Origin of the sequence: Shouchella xiaoxiensis, assembly GCF_016907895.1 — a bacterium.
GTDB classification, from domain to species: Bacteria; Bacillota; Bacilli; order Bacillales; family Bacillaceae_D; genus Shouchella; species Shouchella xiaoxiensis.
The window spans coordinates 209006-224146 of the sequence record NZ_JAFBCV010000001.1 but is presented as its reverse complement, the minus strand read 5'-3'; the positions used below and the strand labels follow the sequence as shown (position 1 = coordinate 224146).

At 41.3% G+C, this 15141-nt stretch carries 19 protein-coding genes; 5 read left to right on the top strand and 14 right to left on the bottom strand.

Going from position 1 to position 15141, the window contains the following annotated elements:
• Window positions 1-10: 10 nt before the first annotated feature.
• The 7 genes from JOC54_RS01165 to JOC54_RS01135 all read right to left on the bottom strand — a co-directional run bounded on the left by JOC54_RS01165 (window position 11) and on the right by JOC54_RS01135 (window position 4959).
• Window positions 11-1051, bottom strand: a complete 1041-nt coding sequence (locus tag JOC54_RS01165) for a hypothetical protein (RefSeq protein ID WP_204463788.1) — start codon at window positions 1049-1051, stop codon at window positions 11-13.
• A 264-nt stretch (window positions 1052-1315) separates the two neighbouring features.
• Window positions 1316-2095, bottom strand: a complete 780-nt coding sequence (locus tag JOC54_RS01160) for a sulfite exporter TauE/SafE family protein (RefSeq protein ID WP_204463787.1) — start codon at window positions 2093-2095, stop codon at window positions 1316-1318.
• Between the two features lie 58 nt (window positions 2096-2153).
• Entirely contained in the window at window positions 2154-2384 is a 231-nt protein-coding gene (locus tag JOC54_RS01155) for a sulfurtransferase TusA family protein (RefSeq protein ID WP_204463786.1), read from the bottom strand.
• Between the two features lie 30 nt (window positions 2385-2414).
• Window positions 2415-3542 carry an MBL fold metallo-hydrolase gene (locus JOC54_RS01150; RefSeq protein WP_204463785.1) on the bottom strand — a complete coding sequence of 376 codons (1128 nt, stop codon included), beginning with the start codon at window positions 3540-3542 and terminating at the stop codon, window positions 2415-2417.
• A 1-nt stretch (window position 3543) separates the two neighbouring features.
• On the bottom strand, window positions 3544-4110 hold the full coding sequence (locus JOC54_RS01145; RefSeq protein ID WP_204463783.1) for a sulfurtransferase TusA family protein: 567 nt from the start codon (window positions 4108-4110) through the stop codon (window positions 3544-3546).
• 23 nt (window positions 4111-4133) lie between these two features.
• Window positions 4134-4613, bottom strand: a complete 480-nt coding sequence (locus JOC54_RS01140) for a DsrE/DsrF/DrsH-like family protein (RefSeq protein ID WP_204463781.1) — start codon at window positions 4611-4613, stop codon at window positions 4134-4136.
• Between the two features lie 85 nt (window positions 4614-4698).
• The gene (locus JOC54_RS01135; protein WP_204463779.1) at window positions 4699-4959 is read right to left on the bottom strand and encodes a metal-sensitive transcriptional regulator; all 261 of its coding nucleotides are present in this window, start codon (window positions 4957-4959) and stop codon (window positions 4699-4701) included.
• A gap of 144 nt (window positions 4960-5103) precedes the next feature.
• On the opposite strand from JOC54_RS01135, the gene JOC54_RS01130 reads away from it, so the two are divergent.
• From JOC54_RS01130 to JOC54_RS01115, 4 genes are read left to right on the top strand one after another with little or no spacing between them, the layout of a single operon-like run.
• The gene (locus tag JOC54_RS01130) at window positions 5104-5445 is read left to right on the top strand and encodes an ArsR/SmtB family transcription factor (protein WP_239586520.1); all 342 of its coding nucleotides are present in this window, start codon (window positions 5104-5106) and stop codon (window positions 5443-5445) included.
• 13 nt (window positions 5446-5458) lie between these two features.
• Window positions 5459-6757 carry an arsenic transporter gene (locus tag JOC54_RS01125; protein WP_204463777.1) on the top strand — a complete coding sequence of 433 codons (1299 nt, stop codon included), beginning with the start codon at window positions 5459-5461 and terminating at the stop codon, window positions 6755-6757.
• 12 nt (window positions 6758-6769) lie between these two features.
• On the top strand, window positions 6770-7189 hold the full coding sequence (arsC, locus tag JOC54_RS01120) for an arsenate reductase (thioredoxin) (protein WP_204464427.1): 420 nt from the start codon (window positions 6770-6772) through the stop codon (window positions 7187-7189).
• A gap of 30 nt (window positions 7190-7219) precedes the next feature.
• Window positions 7220-8416: a chromate transporter gene (locus JOC54_RS01115; RefSeq protein WP_204463774.1), complete on the top strand. Its 1197-nt coding sequence runs from the start codon at window positions 7220-7222 to the stop codon at window positions 8414-8416.
• Window positions 8417-8635: 219 nt separating this feature from the next.
• Here the strand turns inward: JOC54_RS01115 and JOC54_RS01110 are convergent, their stop codons facing one another.
• Window positions 8636-9292, bottom strand: a complete 657-nt coding sequence (locus JOC54_RS01110) for a uridine kinase family protein (protein WP_204463772.1) — start codon at window positions 9290-9292, stop codon at window positions 8636-8638.
• Between the two features lie 252 nt (window positions 9293-9544).
• Between JOC54_RS01110 and JOC54_RS01105 the strand changes: the two genes are divergently transcribed.
• Window positions 9545-9997 (top strand): hypothetical protein, encoded by a 453-nt coding sequence (locus JOC54_RS01105; protein WP_204463771.1) that lies wholly within the window; start codon window positions 9545-9547, stop codon window positions 9995-9997.
• Window positions 9998-10090: 93 nt separating this feature from the next.
• Here JOC54_RS01105 and JOC54_RS01100 read toward each other — a convergent pair whose 3' ends face one another.
• From JOC54_RS01100 to JOC54_RS01075, 6 genes are all read right to left on the bottom strand, one after another.
• The gene (locus JOC54_RS01100) at window positions 10091-10750 is read right to left on the bottom strand and encodes a YvcA-related protein (RefSeq protein ID WP_204463770.1); all 660 of its coding nucleotides are present in this window, start codon (window positions 10748-10750) and stop codon (window positions 10091-10093) included.
• 80 nt (window positions 10751-10830) lie between these two features.
• On the bottom strand, window positions 10831-11496 hold the full coding sequence (locus JOC54_RS01095; protein ID WP_204463769.1) for a YvcA-related protein: 666 nt from the start codon (window positions 11494-11496) through the stop codon (window positions 10831-10833).
• Window positions 11497-11521: 25 nt separating this feature from the next.
• Window positions 11522-12184, bottom strand: coding sequence for a YvcA-related protein (locus JOC54_RS01090; RefSeq protein WP_204463767.1), 663 nt, complete (start codon window positions 12182-12184; stop codon window positions 11522-11524).
• 116 nt (window positions 12185-12300) lie between these two features.
• Window positions 12301-12960: a YvcA-related protein gene (locus JOC54_RS01085; protein ID WP_204463765.1), complete on the bottom strand. Its 660-nt coding sequence runs from the start codon at window positions 12958-12960 to the stop codon at window positions 12301-12303.
• Window positions 12961-13089: 129 nt separating this feature from the next.
• Window positions 13090-13470 (bottom strand): hypothetical protein, encoded by a 381-nt coding sequence (locus JOC54_RS01080; protein WP_204463764.1) that lies wholly within the window; start codon window positions 13468-13470, stop codon window positions 13090-13092.
• 14 nt (window positions 13471-13484) lie between these two features.
• Window positions 13485-15134, bottom strand: coding sequence for a DUF6792 domain-containing protein (locus JOC54_RS01075; RefSeq protein WP_204463763.1), 1650 nt, complete (start codon window positions 15132-15134; stop codon window positions 13485-13487).
• Between the last annotated feature and the right edge of the window lie 7 nt (window positions 15135-15141).

Sequence of the window (15141 nt, the reverse complement as noted above, 5' to 3'; positions counted from 1 at the left end):
TTTTTTCTAGCTATTCATTCATGCTTCCGGCAATATTCTCAGGCTCATCAAACATTCCTCGTTCTTCGATGTGGAGCTCAAAATCCAGGTCATCCTCTAGCTCTGCTTTTCGCACTTCAGCCTCTTCAAGCGTCGCATAATACCCTTCTTCCACAAAAAGCGTATTATCTGCTGAGAACAATGTTCTTACGTGATCGGCACCTCTCTCTTGAAATTCTGCTGTTGGTTGTTGAATGATTTCAAAATTATCTTCAGATGAGAGTGAAGCAGTGCGAACGGAATACACTGGGGCATGCTCTTTTTCTCTTTCGACTAAACGAACATCGGTCACAATTTTTGCCGGGTCATGCATCTCAAATACTTCAAATTCAACCGAATCTTGTACATACGCGGTTAACTGGATCGCAGCATCATCATAGTAAGGAATGATTTCCATATGTGAGAATAATGCCATGTTTGATAGATCTGGTAACTCTTCTGGCTGCCCGCGAATTCCTCTTAACGTGTAAACAAAGCGGTAGGGATAGGCTTCTTTCGTCACTTCAAAATGATTGGGAATCTCTGCTGGTCCCTCCAATTCTTGATAAGAGCCCTCATAAATATCAAACACAAGCCGCTCATACTCATCATGTATTCCGTGGTCGATATTTCCGACTGATTTCCCGTCCGTTATCTCCCCACCCGAAACCATACCGGCCTGGAGGTAATGGTCTTCCTTCGTTGCCGCAGCCTCATGCTCTTCTCCTGCTTCTACCGGTTCAAATACTTCTTCGCCTGAACCTTCGTTATCGCTTTCATTCGATTGATCATTGTCTCCCTCGTTTTCGTTATCGCTAGTCTCATCATTCTCTGACTCCGCTTCATCATCTTCACTTGCGTCGGTACCCGTTTCAGTTACATTATTTGTTTCTTCGTTTTCTGTCTCAGGTTCAGATACGTTCTCCGTTTCATCGTTTTCCGTTCCTATTTGCGTTTCTTCATCATTTCCACATGCCGCTAACATTGCTACACTTACAAGAACAGCTGATGTTGTCTTTGCGAAAGCTTTCATACCATTACCTCCCGAAAAGTTCCAGAAATAGAGTCTACTACTTCCTTTTACCCTATTTTTTGGGAAATAATCGGTTATTTTCGCTAAAAATGCTCAAAGTTTTATTCCAAACAAAAAAAGACAACCACTTGATTAGGTCGTCTTTCTGAGAGTACCATGTCATTTACTTCGCTTCATCAAAACTCAACACAATCTTCCCTCTTGCTCTGCGACTCTGGCTCAGCAAATGCGCTTCTTTTACCCCCGCTACGGTCAGATTGTCTCCTAAGTAAACAACGTTACCCATATTTGAATCGCCGACCCTAAAATCAGTGCTGCCAGAATCCCCTTCAATACCGTCGTGTTCATTTTCTGACCAAGCTTGGCTCCAATGGGAGACGCGATTATGCTGGCAATGATCATTACGATTGCTGGACCATACAGCACTTGATCGGTCGCCACTTTTCCAACGGTTGAACCAATTGAGGAAATAAACGTAACGGCTAAAGAAGTCGCAATCGTCACTCGCGTTGGTAATTTTAATACCGTCAGCATAATGGGAACGAGTAAAAACGAGCCGGCTGCACCGACAATTCCAGAGGCAATCCCAACGATAAAGGATAAACTAGCAGCAAGCCCGCGATGAAAGGAAATTTGATTTGCCGGTTGATCGGGCAGTTGTTTTTTTGGTAGAAACATGAGGACAACCGCAATCGTCGCCAAAATCGCATATACGAGATTGACCGCATTTCCAGAAAAGACCGTTGAGGCAAACGCACCGATAAAGCTGCCGACTAAAATGCTGCTACCCATGTAGATGATTAGCGTTCGATGGAGATACCCTGTCCCGCGATACGCCCATACCCCGGCAATTGTCGCGAAAAATACCTGAATCGCACTAATTCCAGCAACTTCATGGGCGCTGAAAGCCGTGAACCCGAGCATCGGGGGGATGAACAGCAGCATCGGGTACTTAATAATGGAGCCACCGACTCCAACCATGCCCGATAGAAACGATCCGAAAAAACCTATGAAAAATATCGTGATGATAAACAAAATGTCCATATCTGTCTCCTTGTTGATAAAAAAAGAGGCCGCGTTGTGCCTCCCTCCTCATCGCTCATTATTCCCCTTTTTGGATGTGGAAAATGAGAACGCCATCCTCTTCTTTTGTTTGAAGCAAGTCATGACCAGTCGATTTCGCCCACGCTTCAAAATCCTTTAAAGCGCCTTGATCCGTTGCCTGTACTTCTAAAATATCCCCAACATTCAGCGTGTTCATTTCCTTTTTTGTTTTCACAATGGGCATTGGACATGCCATTCCTTTTGCATCTAACACCTTGTTTACATTCATTATGATGATCTCCTTTTTAAATAAGATTGTTTAGCGAACTGCACAACGATTTGGTCCGATTTCCATCTCTCTTTGTTCTTCTTTTGAAGGGTCTTTTTTCCCTAAATTGGTTTGACGGATGTCTTGATAGGCATTCGGCTGAGGTGGCAAATGGTCCGTCACCATTGAGCGAAATGTTTGCTCATCGTCCACATTCAGTCCGTGATTTTTCTTCAATAACACACCTAGCTTTTTCGCCACGCTTCCGTCCTCATTTAACTCATCAACTAGCATAAAGTGTGCTGGTAATACAAGCAAGTCGGCCGATATGTCTTTGTATATCTGGTAAAGGGAATGCCTTAAGTCAGCGACCCAATCTTCCGCTTTTCCCGCTAAATCTGGTCGGCCAATCGAATCAATAAAGAGAATATCCCCTGTTAACAAATAGGCATCATCAACGATAAAAGAGGTTGAGCCAATCGTATGTCCCGGTGTGTAAAGAGCCTGAATCTCAATTTGTGATGCGCCTACTTGAATCTGTGCTCCGTCTTCAATTGGCTTGTAGCTGAACGTTACATACTCTGCATCTTTTGCCGGAAGCCAGTAATGAGCGCCTGTCTGCTCAGCAATTGTTCGTCCACCAGAGATATGATCCGCATGTAAGTGAGTGTCTAGCACATGAGTAATCGACACGCCTTTTTCTTTTGCAAGCGTCAAATACGGTTCGGTCATTCTTGCTGAATCAATTACAACCGCATCACGACCTGATATGACCATATAAGAAAGACACCCTTTGCCAAGACGAACAAATTGATACAGTTCGCCGCCGTTATCAAGGTCGGCTACTTTAATCGGCTCCAAATGCTCACTCCATGCTTTCATTCCACCACTTAGATAAGAGGCATTTACTCCAACATCAGCGAGCATCTCGCCAATCATAATCGAGGAATTTTCTTTGGCACAAACAACGAGAATTTCTTTGTCTGTTGGAAGTTGAGCCAGGATGTCTTCAACGCCATCAAGTAGATCAAAATAAGGAATGTTCAAATACTCAAAGTGTGCTCCTTCCACTTTCCAGTCTTCAAAAGCGGCTTCATTTCGCACATCTAAAATAAACAAATTTTCTTTTTCGATCACTTTTTTTGCTAATTCTTGCGCGGTCATTGGGGTTAAACTCATCTTACCTTTCTCCTTTCTTGTTCCACTCACTCATACCTGGAATCACATTCGTCACCTGATTAAAACCGTTCTTAGCAAAAGTTTGTGCCGCTAGATCACTTCGATTCCCCGTCCGACACACAACATATACAGGAGTTTCTAGGTCAAGTTCATTCATTCGCTCTTCTAATTCACCGAGCGGCATCGATACCGCTTCTGGAATGTGGTACTCGTCATACTCTGCTTTTTCTCGCACATCAACGATCGTCATTGGTCGGTTGTTTTCCAATGCGTTCTGCAAACCTTCATTATCAACGACATGAGGAAAAGAGTGAGTTTCCACTGGTTTAATACCTGCCACTCGTAAAAAATGCTTAAGCGTAGCCCCATCTTCTACGGTGCCAAGATAGTCGTGCCCGGCTTTGTTTGCCCATGCTTTTAAATCTGCCGTTGAGCCTTGATCCGTTGCTTGAACCTGCACAACCGCTCCTGCTTCCAACTCGTTCATCGCTTTTTTTGTACGGATAATTGGCATCGGGCAGGCAAGCCCTTTTGCATCAACGAGGTAATCATGTTTAATTGAGTCCATCTTCACCATTCCTTCTTCGTTTTTTAGATAAATAGATTGACGTTTCCGTCCTCCGCTTCTCCTAAATACGCAGCGACGCCCGCATATTGACTGCTTTCGCGTAACTCCGCCTTTTGTAAGCCGAGTAAATCCATCGTCATCGTACAAGCGACCAAATTAATCTCTTGTTCTTCGGCCATATTGATTAAGTCACCGAGCGGCATCGCGTTATGCTTTTTCATCACTTTTTTTATTAGCTTCGGACCCATTCCGGCAAAGTGCATATTCGATAACCCCATTTTCTCCGCTCCACGAGGCATCATTTTTCCAAACATCTTTTCAAGCAAGGTTTTATTCGCTTTGATTGGCTCGTCTTTTCGTAATGCGTTTAGTCCCCAAAACGTATGGAAGATCGTCACTTTATGGTCATAGGCAGCTGCCCCATTCGCAATAATGTACGCCGCCATTGCCTTGTCGTAATCTCCACTGAAAAGAATAATATTCGTTGATTTTGTTTCGCTCATTTTCTCCGCCTCCAAATATACATATACCTCTATGGGTATTATAAATGATTAAATTTTTTTGCTAAGATAGACTTTTTAGCCTATCCTAGCGACTTTTTACAAGTAAATTCACGGCTTGATCCACGTATTCCTGAGTATCTTCGCCATTTTCTATTGCTTTTTGAACACACTCGACAAGGTTTTCACTAACGATGACGCCCATCGTCCGGTCAATCGCCGTGCGTGAAGCAGATAGCTGCGAGACAACATCGCGGCAATCTTCGCCTTCTTCCATCATTTTTAACACGCCACGAATCTGTCCTTCAATCCGCTTTAAACGATTTTTCATTTGATCGGTATAATCCATTTTTTCACCTCATTCGCTTCACTTATGCTCACATCATATACCCCTATAGGTATGTTGTCAACTAGATGAATTTGTCAAAATGTATATTACGATTGACTTATATTAATAAATGCTTATATAATCCTTTCTGGAGAGGTGATTCTTTTGGAAAAAGAAAAACATAGCATCGAGCAGCTGACGGCTTGTTTAAAACTAGTAGCTGATCCAACGCGCTTCCTGCTGCTAAAGCTCGTTGATCAAAAAACGTACTGTGTTTGTGAACTTGTTGAAATGCTACATATAAGTCAGCCTGCGGTTAGTCAACACTTACGCAAGCTGAAAGATTTTGATTTACTCATTGAAGAAAAAAGAGAACAGTGGCGCTATTTTTCGTTAAATAGAAACGCTCGCTATTACTCGATTATCCGTGAGCTCTTGGATCATAGTGATGATCAGGACGCGCGCTATTTACAGGCATTAGAAAAAGAAGGTCTAGCACGTTGTTAAGCGGGGGTTGGCCATGACAGATGTACTTATAGCTTCACTGCTATTTTTGTTGACGCTAACGCTTGTCATTTGGCAGCCGAAGAATTTAGATATTGGCTGGTCGGCTTGCGCTGGCGCGATTCTAGCGTTACTCCTCGGCGTAGTGAGCTTGACTGATGTTCTCGATGTTACCGGGATCGTGTGGAACGCGACCCTCACTTTTATTGCAATCATTATTATTTCCCTTATTCTCGATGAGATTGGTTTTTTTGAATGGTCAGCGCTGCATATGGCGCGGATCGCAAAAGGGAATTCGGTTCTAATGTTTATTTATGTCTGCTTACTCGGTTCAATTGTTGCAGCATTCTTTGCAAATGACGGAGCAGCCTTAATCTTAACGCCGATCGTCCTCGCGATGGTTCGTTCATTAAACTTTACGGAAAAAATGGTCTTTCCGTTTATAATTGCAAGCGGCTTTATCGCGGATACGACATCGCTGCCCTTAATTGTCAGCAACCTCGTCAACATCGTCTCGGCTGATTTCTTCGGAATTGGGTTTGTCGAATATGCGACGAGAATGATTGTGCCAAACTTGTTTGCGTTGATCGCAAGCATCGTCGTTCTCCTGCTTTATTTCCGTAAAAGCATCCCGAAACGCTATGATTACGCCCAGCTCATTGAACCAGAATCTGCGATAAAAGATCGAAAAATGTTTCGTCTTTCTTGGGTTGTATTAGCCTTTCTGCTTGTCGGCTACCTTGTCAGCGAATTTGTTGGCATTCCGGTTTCCCTTGTAGCAGGAATTATTGCCCTTTTGTTCTTACTCATTTCTCGCACAAGCCCCGCAGTAGAAACAAAGACGGTCTTAAAAGGAGCACCGTGGAACATTGTCTTTTTCTCAGTCGGGATGTACGTCGTTGTTTATGGATTACGAAACGTTGGCTTAACGGACGTACTCGCAGATGCCATCTTTCACATAGCCGATTACGGTCTGTTCGCAGCGACGATGGGCATGGGCTTTATTGCTGCGATTCTGTCTTCTGTAATGAATAACTTGCCGACGGTATTAATAAACGCCTTAGCGATCGCTGAAACAGACACGGCCGGGCTCACAAGAGAAGCGCTTATCTATGCCAACGTTATTGGGGCAGACTTAGGACCAAAGATTACGCCAATCGGTTCCCTTGCAACGCTGCTCTGGCTCCATGTGCTCTCAAAAAAAGGCGTCAAGATTTCATGGGGCACGTACTTTAAAACCGGCATCATTATTACGCTACCCGTTTTATTTATGACGTTGTTTGGATTGTATCTATGGTTACTAATCATTTATTAAAGGAGATGACGACTGATGAAGAAAACGATTTATTTTTTATGTACCGGAAATTCCTGCCGAAGCCAAATGGCAGAAGCCTGGGCAAAACACTATCTAGCTGAAGATTGGACTGTGTATAGTGCAGGCATTGAAGCGCACGGCTTAAATCCAAAGGCGGTTCAAGCCATGAATGAGGTGGGCATTTCGATTGGCAATCAGACATCGGATCTAATTGACCAGACACTTTTAAACAACGCTGATTTGGTTGTAACCTTATGTGGCGATGCTGCTGATAAGTGCCCAGCTACACCACCCCATGTTAATCGTGAACATTGGGGCTTCGATGACCCTGCCAAAGCGACAGGTACGGATGCTGAAAAATGGACCGTGTTTCAACGTGTTCGCGATGAAATTGGCGCACGAATGGAGCGTTTTAAGAAAACGGGAAAGTGAGCATGAGATGTTAACGAAAGGAGCCGATGTATGACAGATAAAAAACAGCCCCGAGTCACATTCCGTACACTCATTGAGGTACTGCTCATCTCAACTAGATTAGGCCTCACTTCTTTTGGCGGACCAATCGCTCATTTGGGTTATTTTCACCAAGAGTATGTACGCAGAAGAAAGTGGATCGATGAGAAAAGCTATGCTGACCTTGTCGCCTTATGCCAGTTTCTACCTGGACCTGCAAGCAGCCAAGTCGGCTTTGGTATCGGCGTAATACGGGCCGGTGTTTTAGGAGGAATAGTTTCATTTATCGGTTTCACCCTGCCCTCCGTTCTTGTCCTAATCGTTTTCGCCTTGATGCTGCAATCGTTCGACGTAGCCGATGCTGGCTGGATTCACGGCTTAAAAATAGTAGCAGTCGTCATTGTTGCCCACGCCATTCTTGGTATGGCAAAGAACTTAACACCTGACCTAAAGCGAAAAACCATTGCTTTAGCCGCGCTTGTTGCAACCTTAATGTGGCAGACGGCCTTTATCCAAGTCGGCGTTATTTTACTAGCAGCCTTTCTTGGTTATCTCATTTTCAAAGAAAAAAAAGAGGATAATCAATCAAGCATCGTCATTCCAATTTCACGTCGGTTTGGCGTCATCTGCCTTACGATCTTTTTTGGTTTACTTATTCTTTTACCTATTTTAAGAGAAGTTACTTCGTTTGCTTGGATTGCCGCCTTTGATGGTTTTTATCGCTCAGGTTCGCTTGTTTTTGGTGGTGGTCATGTTGTATTGCCCTTGCTTGAAAGAGAGTTTGTCCCTACAGGTCTTGTCAGTGAAGAAGCCTTTTTAGCTGGTTATGGCGTTGCCCAAGCCGTACCCGGGCCGTTATTTACATTTGCTGCTTATTTAGGTGCCGTTATGAATGGATGGACAGGAGGAATTCTAGCGACTGTTGCCATCTTTTTACCTGCCTTCCTTTTGATTCTTGGTGCCCTTCCATTTTGGAATGCGCTACGCCAAAACCGTAAGCTGAATGGCGCTTTACTTGGAGTAAACGCCGCTGTTGTCGGTCTATTAATTGCAGCGTTTTACCAACCAATTTGGACAAGCGCCATCCTAGCTCCAATTGATTTTGCCTTTGCTGCGGTTTTATTCAGCATGCTTGTTTTCTGGAAGCTACCTCCCTGGGTTATTGTGTTAACGGGAGCAATTGGTGGGGCGTTATTAGCAAGTGTTTGATTTGTTTGTTTTACATTAAGTCCTCCCTAGTAAGCTGTGCTTGACATTGAAAAAAGCAGAATCTCCCTTAAAAGTTTATAGGTAACGACACCAAAAACTAAAAAGGAGAGATTCTGCATCTTTACTAAGTGGTAAGAAAACTTATAGGTTTTTCAAGCACTTATGTTCAATTAGTGAATGGCGAATGGATCGTAAATTATGTTTCTTCTGCACCATTCATTACCACTTCGGCTTGTTATCCGACATCTTCTCAACCGAATATCCCCCATCCCAATTATTGATAACAATGTCAAAGTTTTGACTGGACGGATGCATAAAAAGTTCATATTGAATTCGACGTTCTCTATGTGATTCTCTCAAATAATTGATGTCCGTTCCTCGCTCAGAAACATCTCGTACACTTCTTCTGTTAAGCTCAGTCTCTTCATTTGTATACAAATAAATCATTCGATCATATAGGTGAGGATCGGTAAAAGCAACCGTCATCCCTTCTACATTTGTTATAGCGTTCTTTGCAGAGATGATCTTTTTTTCGCTCGAATCAAACGTCAACGAGTAAAAATCAAGTTGATCTCTAACCATTTGCAAATCTCGTTCAAGCACCTGCCAATTATGAGCATCTGGGTGGCAGCCCGTCATTTTGTCCCCATGGTTTTGCTCGTTATATGTATAATAAATGGTTGTATGCTTCCTAAGCTGGGACCCGATGATATACGGATCTGTATTAATATAATTTAGATTGCTATGATCCAGAAGCTTTATTAGATTACGCGCAAAAGTAGTCTTACCTGAAGCGCCATGTCCTGAAATGCCGATGATCATTGGTTTGTCTCTTTTGTTTATGTGACTCGCTACCGCTTGTAAGATCTCTTCCATTACTGCCTCCTTATTTAATAAGATTGATGGAGCTTTCTCGTTTTCTGCTTCTAGATTTCGTTCATTTCAATGAAGTACGGAGCTAAGTTCACTAAAACGGTTCATATCGCATTATAGCTTCCTGTTCTCCATCATACCCTTTCGCAAAATGAATTTAAGTAACGATCCATCATTTTTAATAAAGTTCATAGGCTAAGTACCTGCCAAGCTCTAGGTGAATACACTGGTCTTAGAAAAAGGAGTGAACGGTATATGAATTTTAATGGTTTCCCCCCTCAATATCAGTATAATCCTAATCAAGTGAATCGAAATTCACACGAAACAGCAAATAGCTTTAATGGATATACGTCACACCAAGCAAACGACTATCAGCAGATGCAGATGCAACAAACTAACAACGGACACTTCCCTCAAATGAATCAATCAAACCAGCAGCATACACAAGGAATGTTAAAAGACCAGTGTCAGCAAATGATCGATCACCATGTTGAATTAAACATGACAGATGGCCAGTCTATAGACGGGATTTTAACAGAAGTTCGAGAAGATGGCATTATGCTGTTGGTTGGTGAAAACATCCACCAAGAAGAATCCCGCCAATTTGGTGGTCGCTGGTACCGCCGGTATCGACCACGTTTTTTCCCATTTGGAGGCTTTGGGGGCATAGGCTTTTACCCGTACTTTTTCCCACCGTTTTTTTACTAAAGAAAGATCGTGTATCGGGTGCAACACCCGATACACTTTTTTGTTCTCCTCCAGAGTTCGAATATGATTAGGTCATACTGACACAGGGCTCACCTACTTATACTCGATACTTTCAGACAGTTGCCTGAAAAAGTTTTGCTCTTCTTTCGAATTTATCTCACACGATGAGCTCTCCTTACAGAAGAGCATATATGTAACGGCTACAACGTGTTTCGAATTCTTTGTTTCTATTAGGGCAAAGTATCGATTTGCCGGATTGGTTTTGGGCTCTTTTAGGACCGTATCTTTGCCATTTAGTTCAACGTGAACTTCTCCATAAGAAATAGTAAGATCATTACTGTCTTTTACTTCATAAGAATTTTTATAACTAAAATTTTCCAATATTCTACTTAAAGTAAGGTCCGCTTTTTCTTGATCCATCTCCCCAAAGTATTCAATCTGTATATGTCGGTCGAGAGTAGAATCACCAGTTGCTTCTTGATACAAGTTTAACATTTCATACGTTTCCTTGCTTTCAAACTGGGCAGGGTCTGCCGATAAATAATACCCCCCTGGAAACCACATCGAAAACTTCCCATTTCCCGACTCAAAGTAATGAAAACCTTCATCCGTTTCTATATTTTCATCAATAAAACCACTTGTGAAATTATCGCTTAAGGCGATATCGTCTGCTTGATTCATCGCTCGTGTTAAAAAGAAACCTCCGATAATGAAACAGATTATTAAGATAGAAATGAGTATGCCTTTTTTCAAGTTGTTCACACCTTTTCAATACAAGTGGATGTCTATTCCAATTTCATAGGCTTCCAATTAAAGCCCGCTTTTCAAGAGCATTAGCCTTCTGCAAAAGTTATATTACGATAGATTGTTTGAAAGAATTCCGCTTCTGCTTCATCATCGATGTTACACTTGGAACGATTCGAGCAGTTTAAACGATAATTTATCAAAATGTATTGCGTACCCTCCTGATCCTGTATAAACGCAAAATAACGATTTGCACCTAGGATGTCATTAGGATTAGATGTCTCTACTTGTTTTTCTACCATGTCTTGGTATGAAGCACCATAATGAATAATTCGATTGTCTATTTCCTCTGTTTCATATTGATTGTCAAAAGCAAGACCATCTAGCAATCGATTAAACGCATGATCAATAGAACGTTGTGAATCTTCTTTTTGATACCTAAGCTGTAACGCTCCTCTTGTATCAGTAGAAGTTTCCTTCTCAAAAAACTGCATCGCTTCATAATGAGGCTTACTTATATAGATTGAAGGATCTTCCTCCACATAATACCCCTCTGGAAACCACATCGAAAACTTCCCATTTCCCGACTCAAAGTAATGAAAACCTTTATGCGTTTCTACATCTTCATCAAGAAAACGACTTGTGAATTCATCGCTTAAGGCGACATCTTCTGCTTGATTCATTGCTCGTATCACAAAGAAACCTCCGACAATGAACAAGATTATTAAAATAGAAATCAGTATGCCTTTTTTCAAGTTGCTCACACCTTTGCCATTGCTCCTACTCATTAAAAACAATGTTTTCAATCACAGTATTGAAGAAAACATCTTCTTCGCTTGATTCTATCGAACATGAACTATCCTCGTAACAATCAATTCGATAAGTTAGTTCTAGCATTTGATCCGATTGGTTACTTTTGATTACTGCAAAGTATCGATTAGCAGGATTTTCAAGAGGGTCGCTAATAACTGTTTTCTTATTCTCCATCGTGACTAAAGATTTCCCTTGAAGTATTACCTTAGATTTTGACTCTTCCTCCTCATAATAACCTTCAAAGCCCATGTCCTCTAATACATTTTCAAATCTCAGTTGAGCTTGTTCTTTATCTACATCCGTTAAGTAACGGACTGTAATCGATTTGTTAAGTCCTTCCTCTTTAGATGTACGATCGAATAAGTTGTATAATGCATAGTGGTCTTTTGAAACGTAGAATGGAGCTTCATCTTCTAAATAGAAATGATTAGGAAACCACATCGAAAACTTCCCATTTCCCGACTCAAAGTAATGAAAACCCTCATCCGTTTCAACATCTTCATTAATAAAACTGCTTGTAAAATCATCGCTTAAGGCGATATCTTCTGCTTGAGTCATCACTCGTATCACTAAAAATCCACCGACAATGAAACAGATCGTTATAATAGAAATAAGTACGCCTTTTTTCAAGTTGCTCACACCTTTGCGATACAATCGGTTTTCAACTCACATTGTATCCGATTAATCTATCAAGCTCCGTCCCTCTGAATATATAGTTGTAATTAAATCGTCATCCTTTAACCTCACTAGTTCGTAAAGTGAACATTTTTAATAAAGGTATTGAAGAATAAGGCTTCTTCCTGAGAATGAGCATAACACTCAGTTCCCTCAGGACAGGTCAAGGAGTACCGTATTGTTACAAATTCATCTGCATCATTATTTATGATTAAAGCAAAATAGAAATTGTCAGGATTATTTTCTGGATCTGAAATAATTAAGTTTGATCCATCTAATGAAGTTGATGAGACTCCTCGATAAATCGTCTTATTGTCTTGTTCATCCTCTTCATAATGAGATTCGTAGCTGAATTCATTTAACATCTTCTCCCACATGATTTCCGCATAGTTTTTATTTCTATCATAGTAGGTAACATGGATAGATTTAACATAAGGAATGTCTTCTCCAGGGTCTTGAAACGCAAATAGCGCTTCATAATTACTCTTTGATATGTATAAACCTTGCTCATCATTTAACTGGTATTTCTCCGGAAACCACATTGAAAATTTTCCATTTCCTGACGCGAAGTAATGGAAACCTTCATCCGTTTCTATATCTTCATCAATAAAACGACTTGTGAATTCATCGCTCAAGGCGACATCGTCTGCTTGATTCATCGCTCGTATCACAAAGAAACTCCCGACAATGAAACAAAACATAAAAATAGAAATGAGTATGCCTTTTTTCAAGTTAATCACACCTTCGCTAGAGCCAATAGTATGAAGCCCATTAACCTGTCAAATTGTTTTAAAAGAAAACAATTCACCATCTTTCACAAACCAAAAAAGCGGCATTTATTTTCTACTGCCGCTTAATCATTACCATATATTAGATTTTGAAATATTCTCCAAAGAGCGAGTGAGTGCTTCTTGATCCAATTCTGTGTGCACATCATATTTTTGTTTCGCGTTGTCTGAAAGGGTATCGGCGATCCCTCTTGCATGAAGCATGTTTGCATTCTGAATAAAAAGTGCTTTTGTTTCTTCAGCAGCCGCAAGCTTGTTAAGCCGTTCGAGCAAGGCCTCCACAAACTCACCTTCTTGGTCAGCTAGGAGCGTATTTGCGTATTTCATTTGAGCTGTGCCAGTTGTCATCTGATCTTGAATTTGCTCTATTTTCGCGCGAGCTTCGCTTTCAAACACTTCTTCATCAAAACGAAATCGGTAATTACCCACATTTGGATTTAACCAGTCAAACAAGAATTCTCACCTCCTTATCGAATTAAGGCTGCCAATTCCTCATCTGTTTCAAAGAGGACATGCATCGTTTCTTTATAATCGGAAAGCATCGATTCCAACTCTGTAATTTCATGCTCGTATGTTTCAATAATCCAGTCAACATTTTCAACAGCAGCAGGATGAATGGGGTCAAATTCTTTTCTAAATGTCACCCCGACAGGCTTATGAATCGTGTCTTTGTTCCAGTTAAAGCCTACTTCACTCAAAAAAGCCTGCCAGTTAGATTCTTTATCGCTCATCATCGATTCAATACGCTCACGTTCCTCAAAGAACCGTTCGTGCATCTCAAATTGCCGGTATTGATAAAGTTTCCCAAGGGCCTCTCTTTTTTCTTCAAGTGCCCCCTCAAGAGCGCGCATTCCCCCAAAAAGCGTTGCAATATCAAGGCGAATATGATTGGTTGTACCCGGTTCAAGGCGATACGTCACCTTTTGAACATTCGGATCGTTGTATAAATCGATGAGAGATTGAATACTATGCAAGTCCATTTGGTCCATATGTACAACAATATCGCGCGCTTTCTCCCATACTGCTGTATTACTTAATACCATAAGCCCTTCCATAAGATGACTCATTCCAAGCGTACTAACTAAACGCGCCAGTTCGTCATCGGGAATTAATTGGATTGCCGCATAAGGATTGCTCTGGGCCGTTTCAATTATCTCCGTAATCTCCGCAACCGTCATCTCTTCACCCATCGCACCAATTAATCCCATAACGCGACCAATATGAGCATCATACATATACGAATCAGCTTTCGTTTTAATCCCTATTCCGAGATCAAAAAAGATTCCCAAACTGCCCCTCAATGGATCAAAAAAACCAGGGCCTGTCGTTGACGAATCAAATACATTAGGAAACTCTGGAGAATTCGAATCCCCAATATAGTAGATGTCGTTTCCGATATACAATGTATTGGGAATTGTTTGGGCATAAAGAGGTTCACCACGAACGCGCGTGTGGGAAATTACTTTTGCTTCATCTGCGTAGAAATCACGAGCGAGAAGTTCAAGATCTTCGGGTGGGATGTTTGTAACGTCGTCAATTGAAACCTCTATCGATAGATAATTAAAAAAATCTTCGTCAAAAAAGATCAGCTGCTTTAAATTTACTGGAGCATCATTTTGACCTCTCACATCTTGAAAATTTTTTTTCTGAAGAGCGAGACTAATGATCAAATGACCTCCGAGTGAATGTCCATCTCCATATCGCTCAATATTGTTTATTTCTTCTTCATTCAGATTAGTTTTCACACTATTTTCCACGGCTTCATAAAACAGCTCAGCGTCCACTAATTGATCATCAGCTACTCCTGTAGCAACACCTACACCATCATATACAATGTCTTCAGGAGAATCTAAGTCCATCTCAGTGCCTCTTGCTATATAATATATTTCTGTCCCATCAGCGGTGTCAATCTGGATCGCTGCCCCATCGAAACCTGAGTCATTTCCGATTTTCTTTGAAATACCCTCTCCGTTACTCGTGTAAATCTTAATATCTTCTTCTGCTATGTCATTAATATCGTGGTTTCTTAAAGCATTCACGACTGTATCAATATTGAATCCATCATCATATTGCAACTTTGTAAGCTCATTACGTATATGATTATCAAGAGAAGACAATCCATTC

What these genes read in the sequence shown, in the direction of transcription:
- JOC54_RS01165 (WP_204463788.1), bottom strand. Translation starts at nt 1,051, where the DNA reads ATGAAAGCTTTCGCAAAGACAACATCAGCTGTTCTTGTAAGTGTAGCA.
- JOC54_RS01160 (WP_204463787.1), bottom strand. Translation starts at nt 2,095, where the DNA reads ATGGACATTTTGTTTATCATCACGATATTTTTCATAGGTTTTTTCGGA.
- JOC54_RS01155 (WP_204463786.1), bottom strand. Translation starts at nt 2,384, where the DNA reads ATGAATGTAAACAAGGTGTTAGATGCAAAAGGAATGGCATGTCCAATG.
- JOC54_RS01150 (WP_204463785.1), bottom strand. Translation starts at nt 3,542, where the DNA reads ATGAGTTTAACCCCAATGACCGCGCAAGAATTAGCAAAAAAAGTGATC.
- JOC54_RS01145 (WP_204463783.1), bottom strand. Translation starts at nt 4,110, where the DNA reads ATGGACTCAATTAAACATGATTACCTCGTTGATGCAAAAGGGCTTGCC.
- JOC54_RS01140 (WP_204463781.1), bottom strand. Translation starts at nt 4,613, where the DNA reads ATGAGCGAAACAAAATCAACGAATATTATTCTTTTCAGTGGAGATTAC.
- JOC54_RS01135 (WP_204463779.1), bottom strand. Translation starts at nt 4,959, where the DNA reads ATGGATTATACCGATCAAATGAAAAATCGTTTAAAGCGGATTGAAGGA.
- JOC54_RS01125 (WP_204463777.1), top strand. Translation starts at nt 5,459, where the DNA reads ATGACAGATGTACTTATAGCTTCACTGCTATTTTTGTTGACGCTAACG.
- JOC54_RS01115 (WP_204463774.1), top strand. Translation starts at nt 7,220, where the DNA reads ATGACAGATAAAAAACAGCCCCGAGTCACATTCCGTACACTCATTGAG.
- JOC54_RS01110 (WP_204463772.1), bottom strand. Translation starts at nt 9,292, where the DNA reads ATGGAAGAGATCTTACAAGCGGTAGCGAGTCACATAAACAAAAGAGAC.
- JOC54_RS01105 (WP_204463771.1), top strand. Translation starts at nt 9,545, where the DNA reads ATGAATTTTAATGGTTTCCCCCCTCAATATCAGTATAATCCTAATCAA.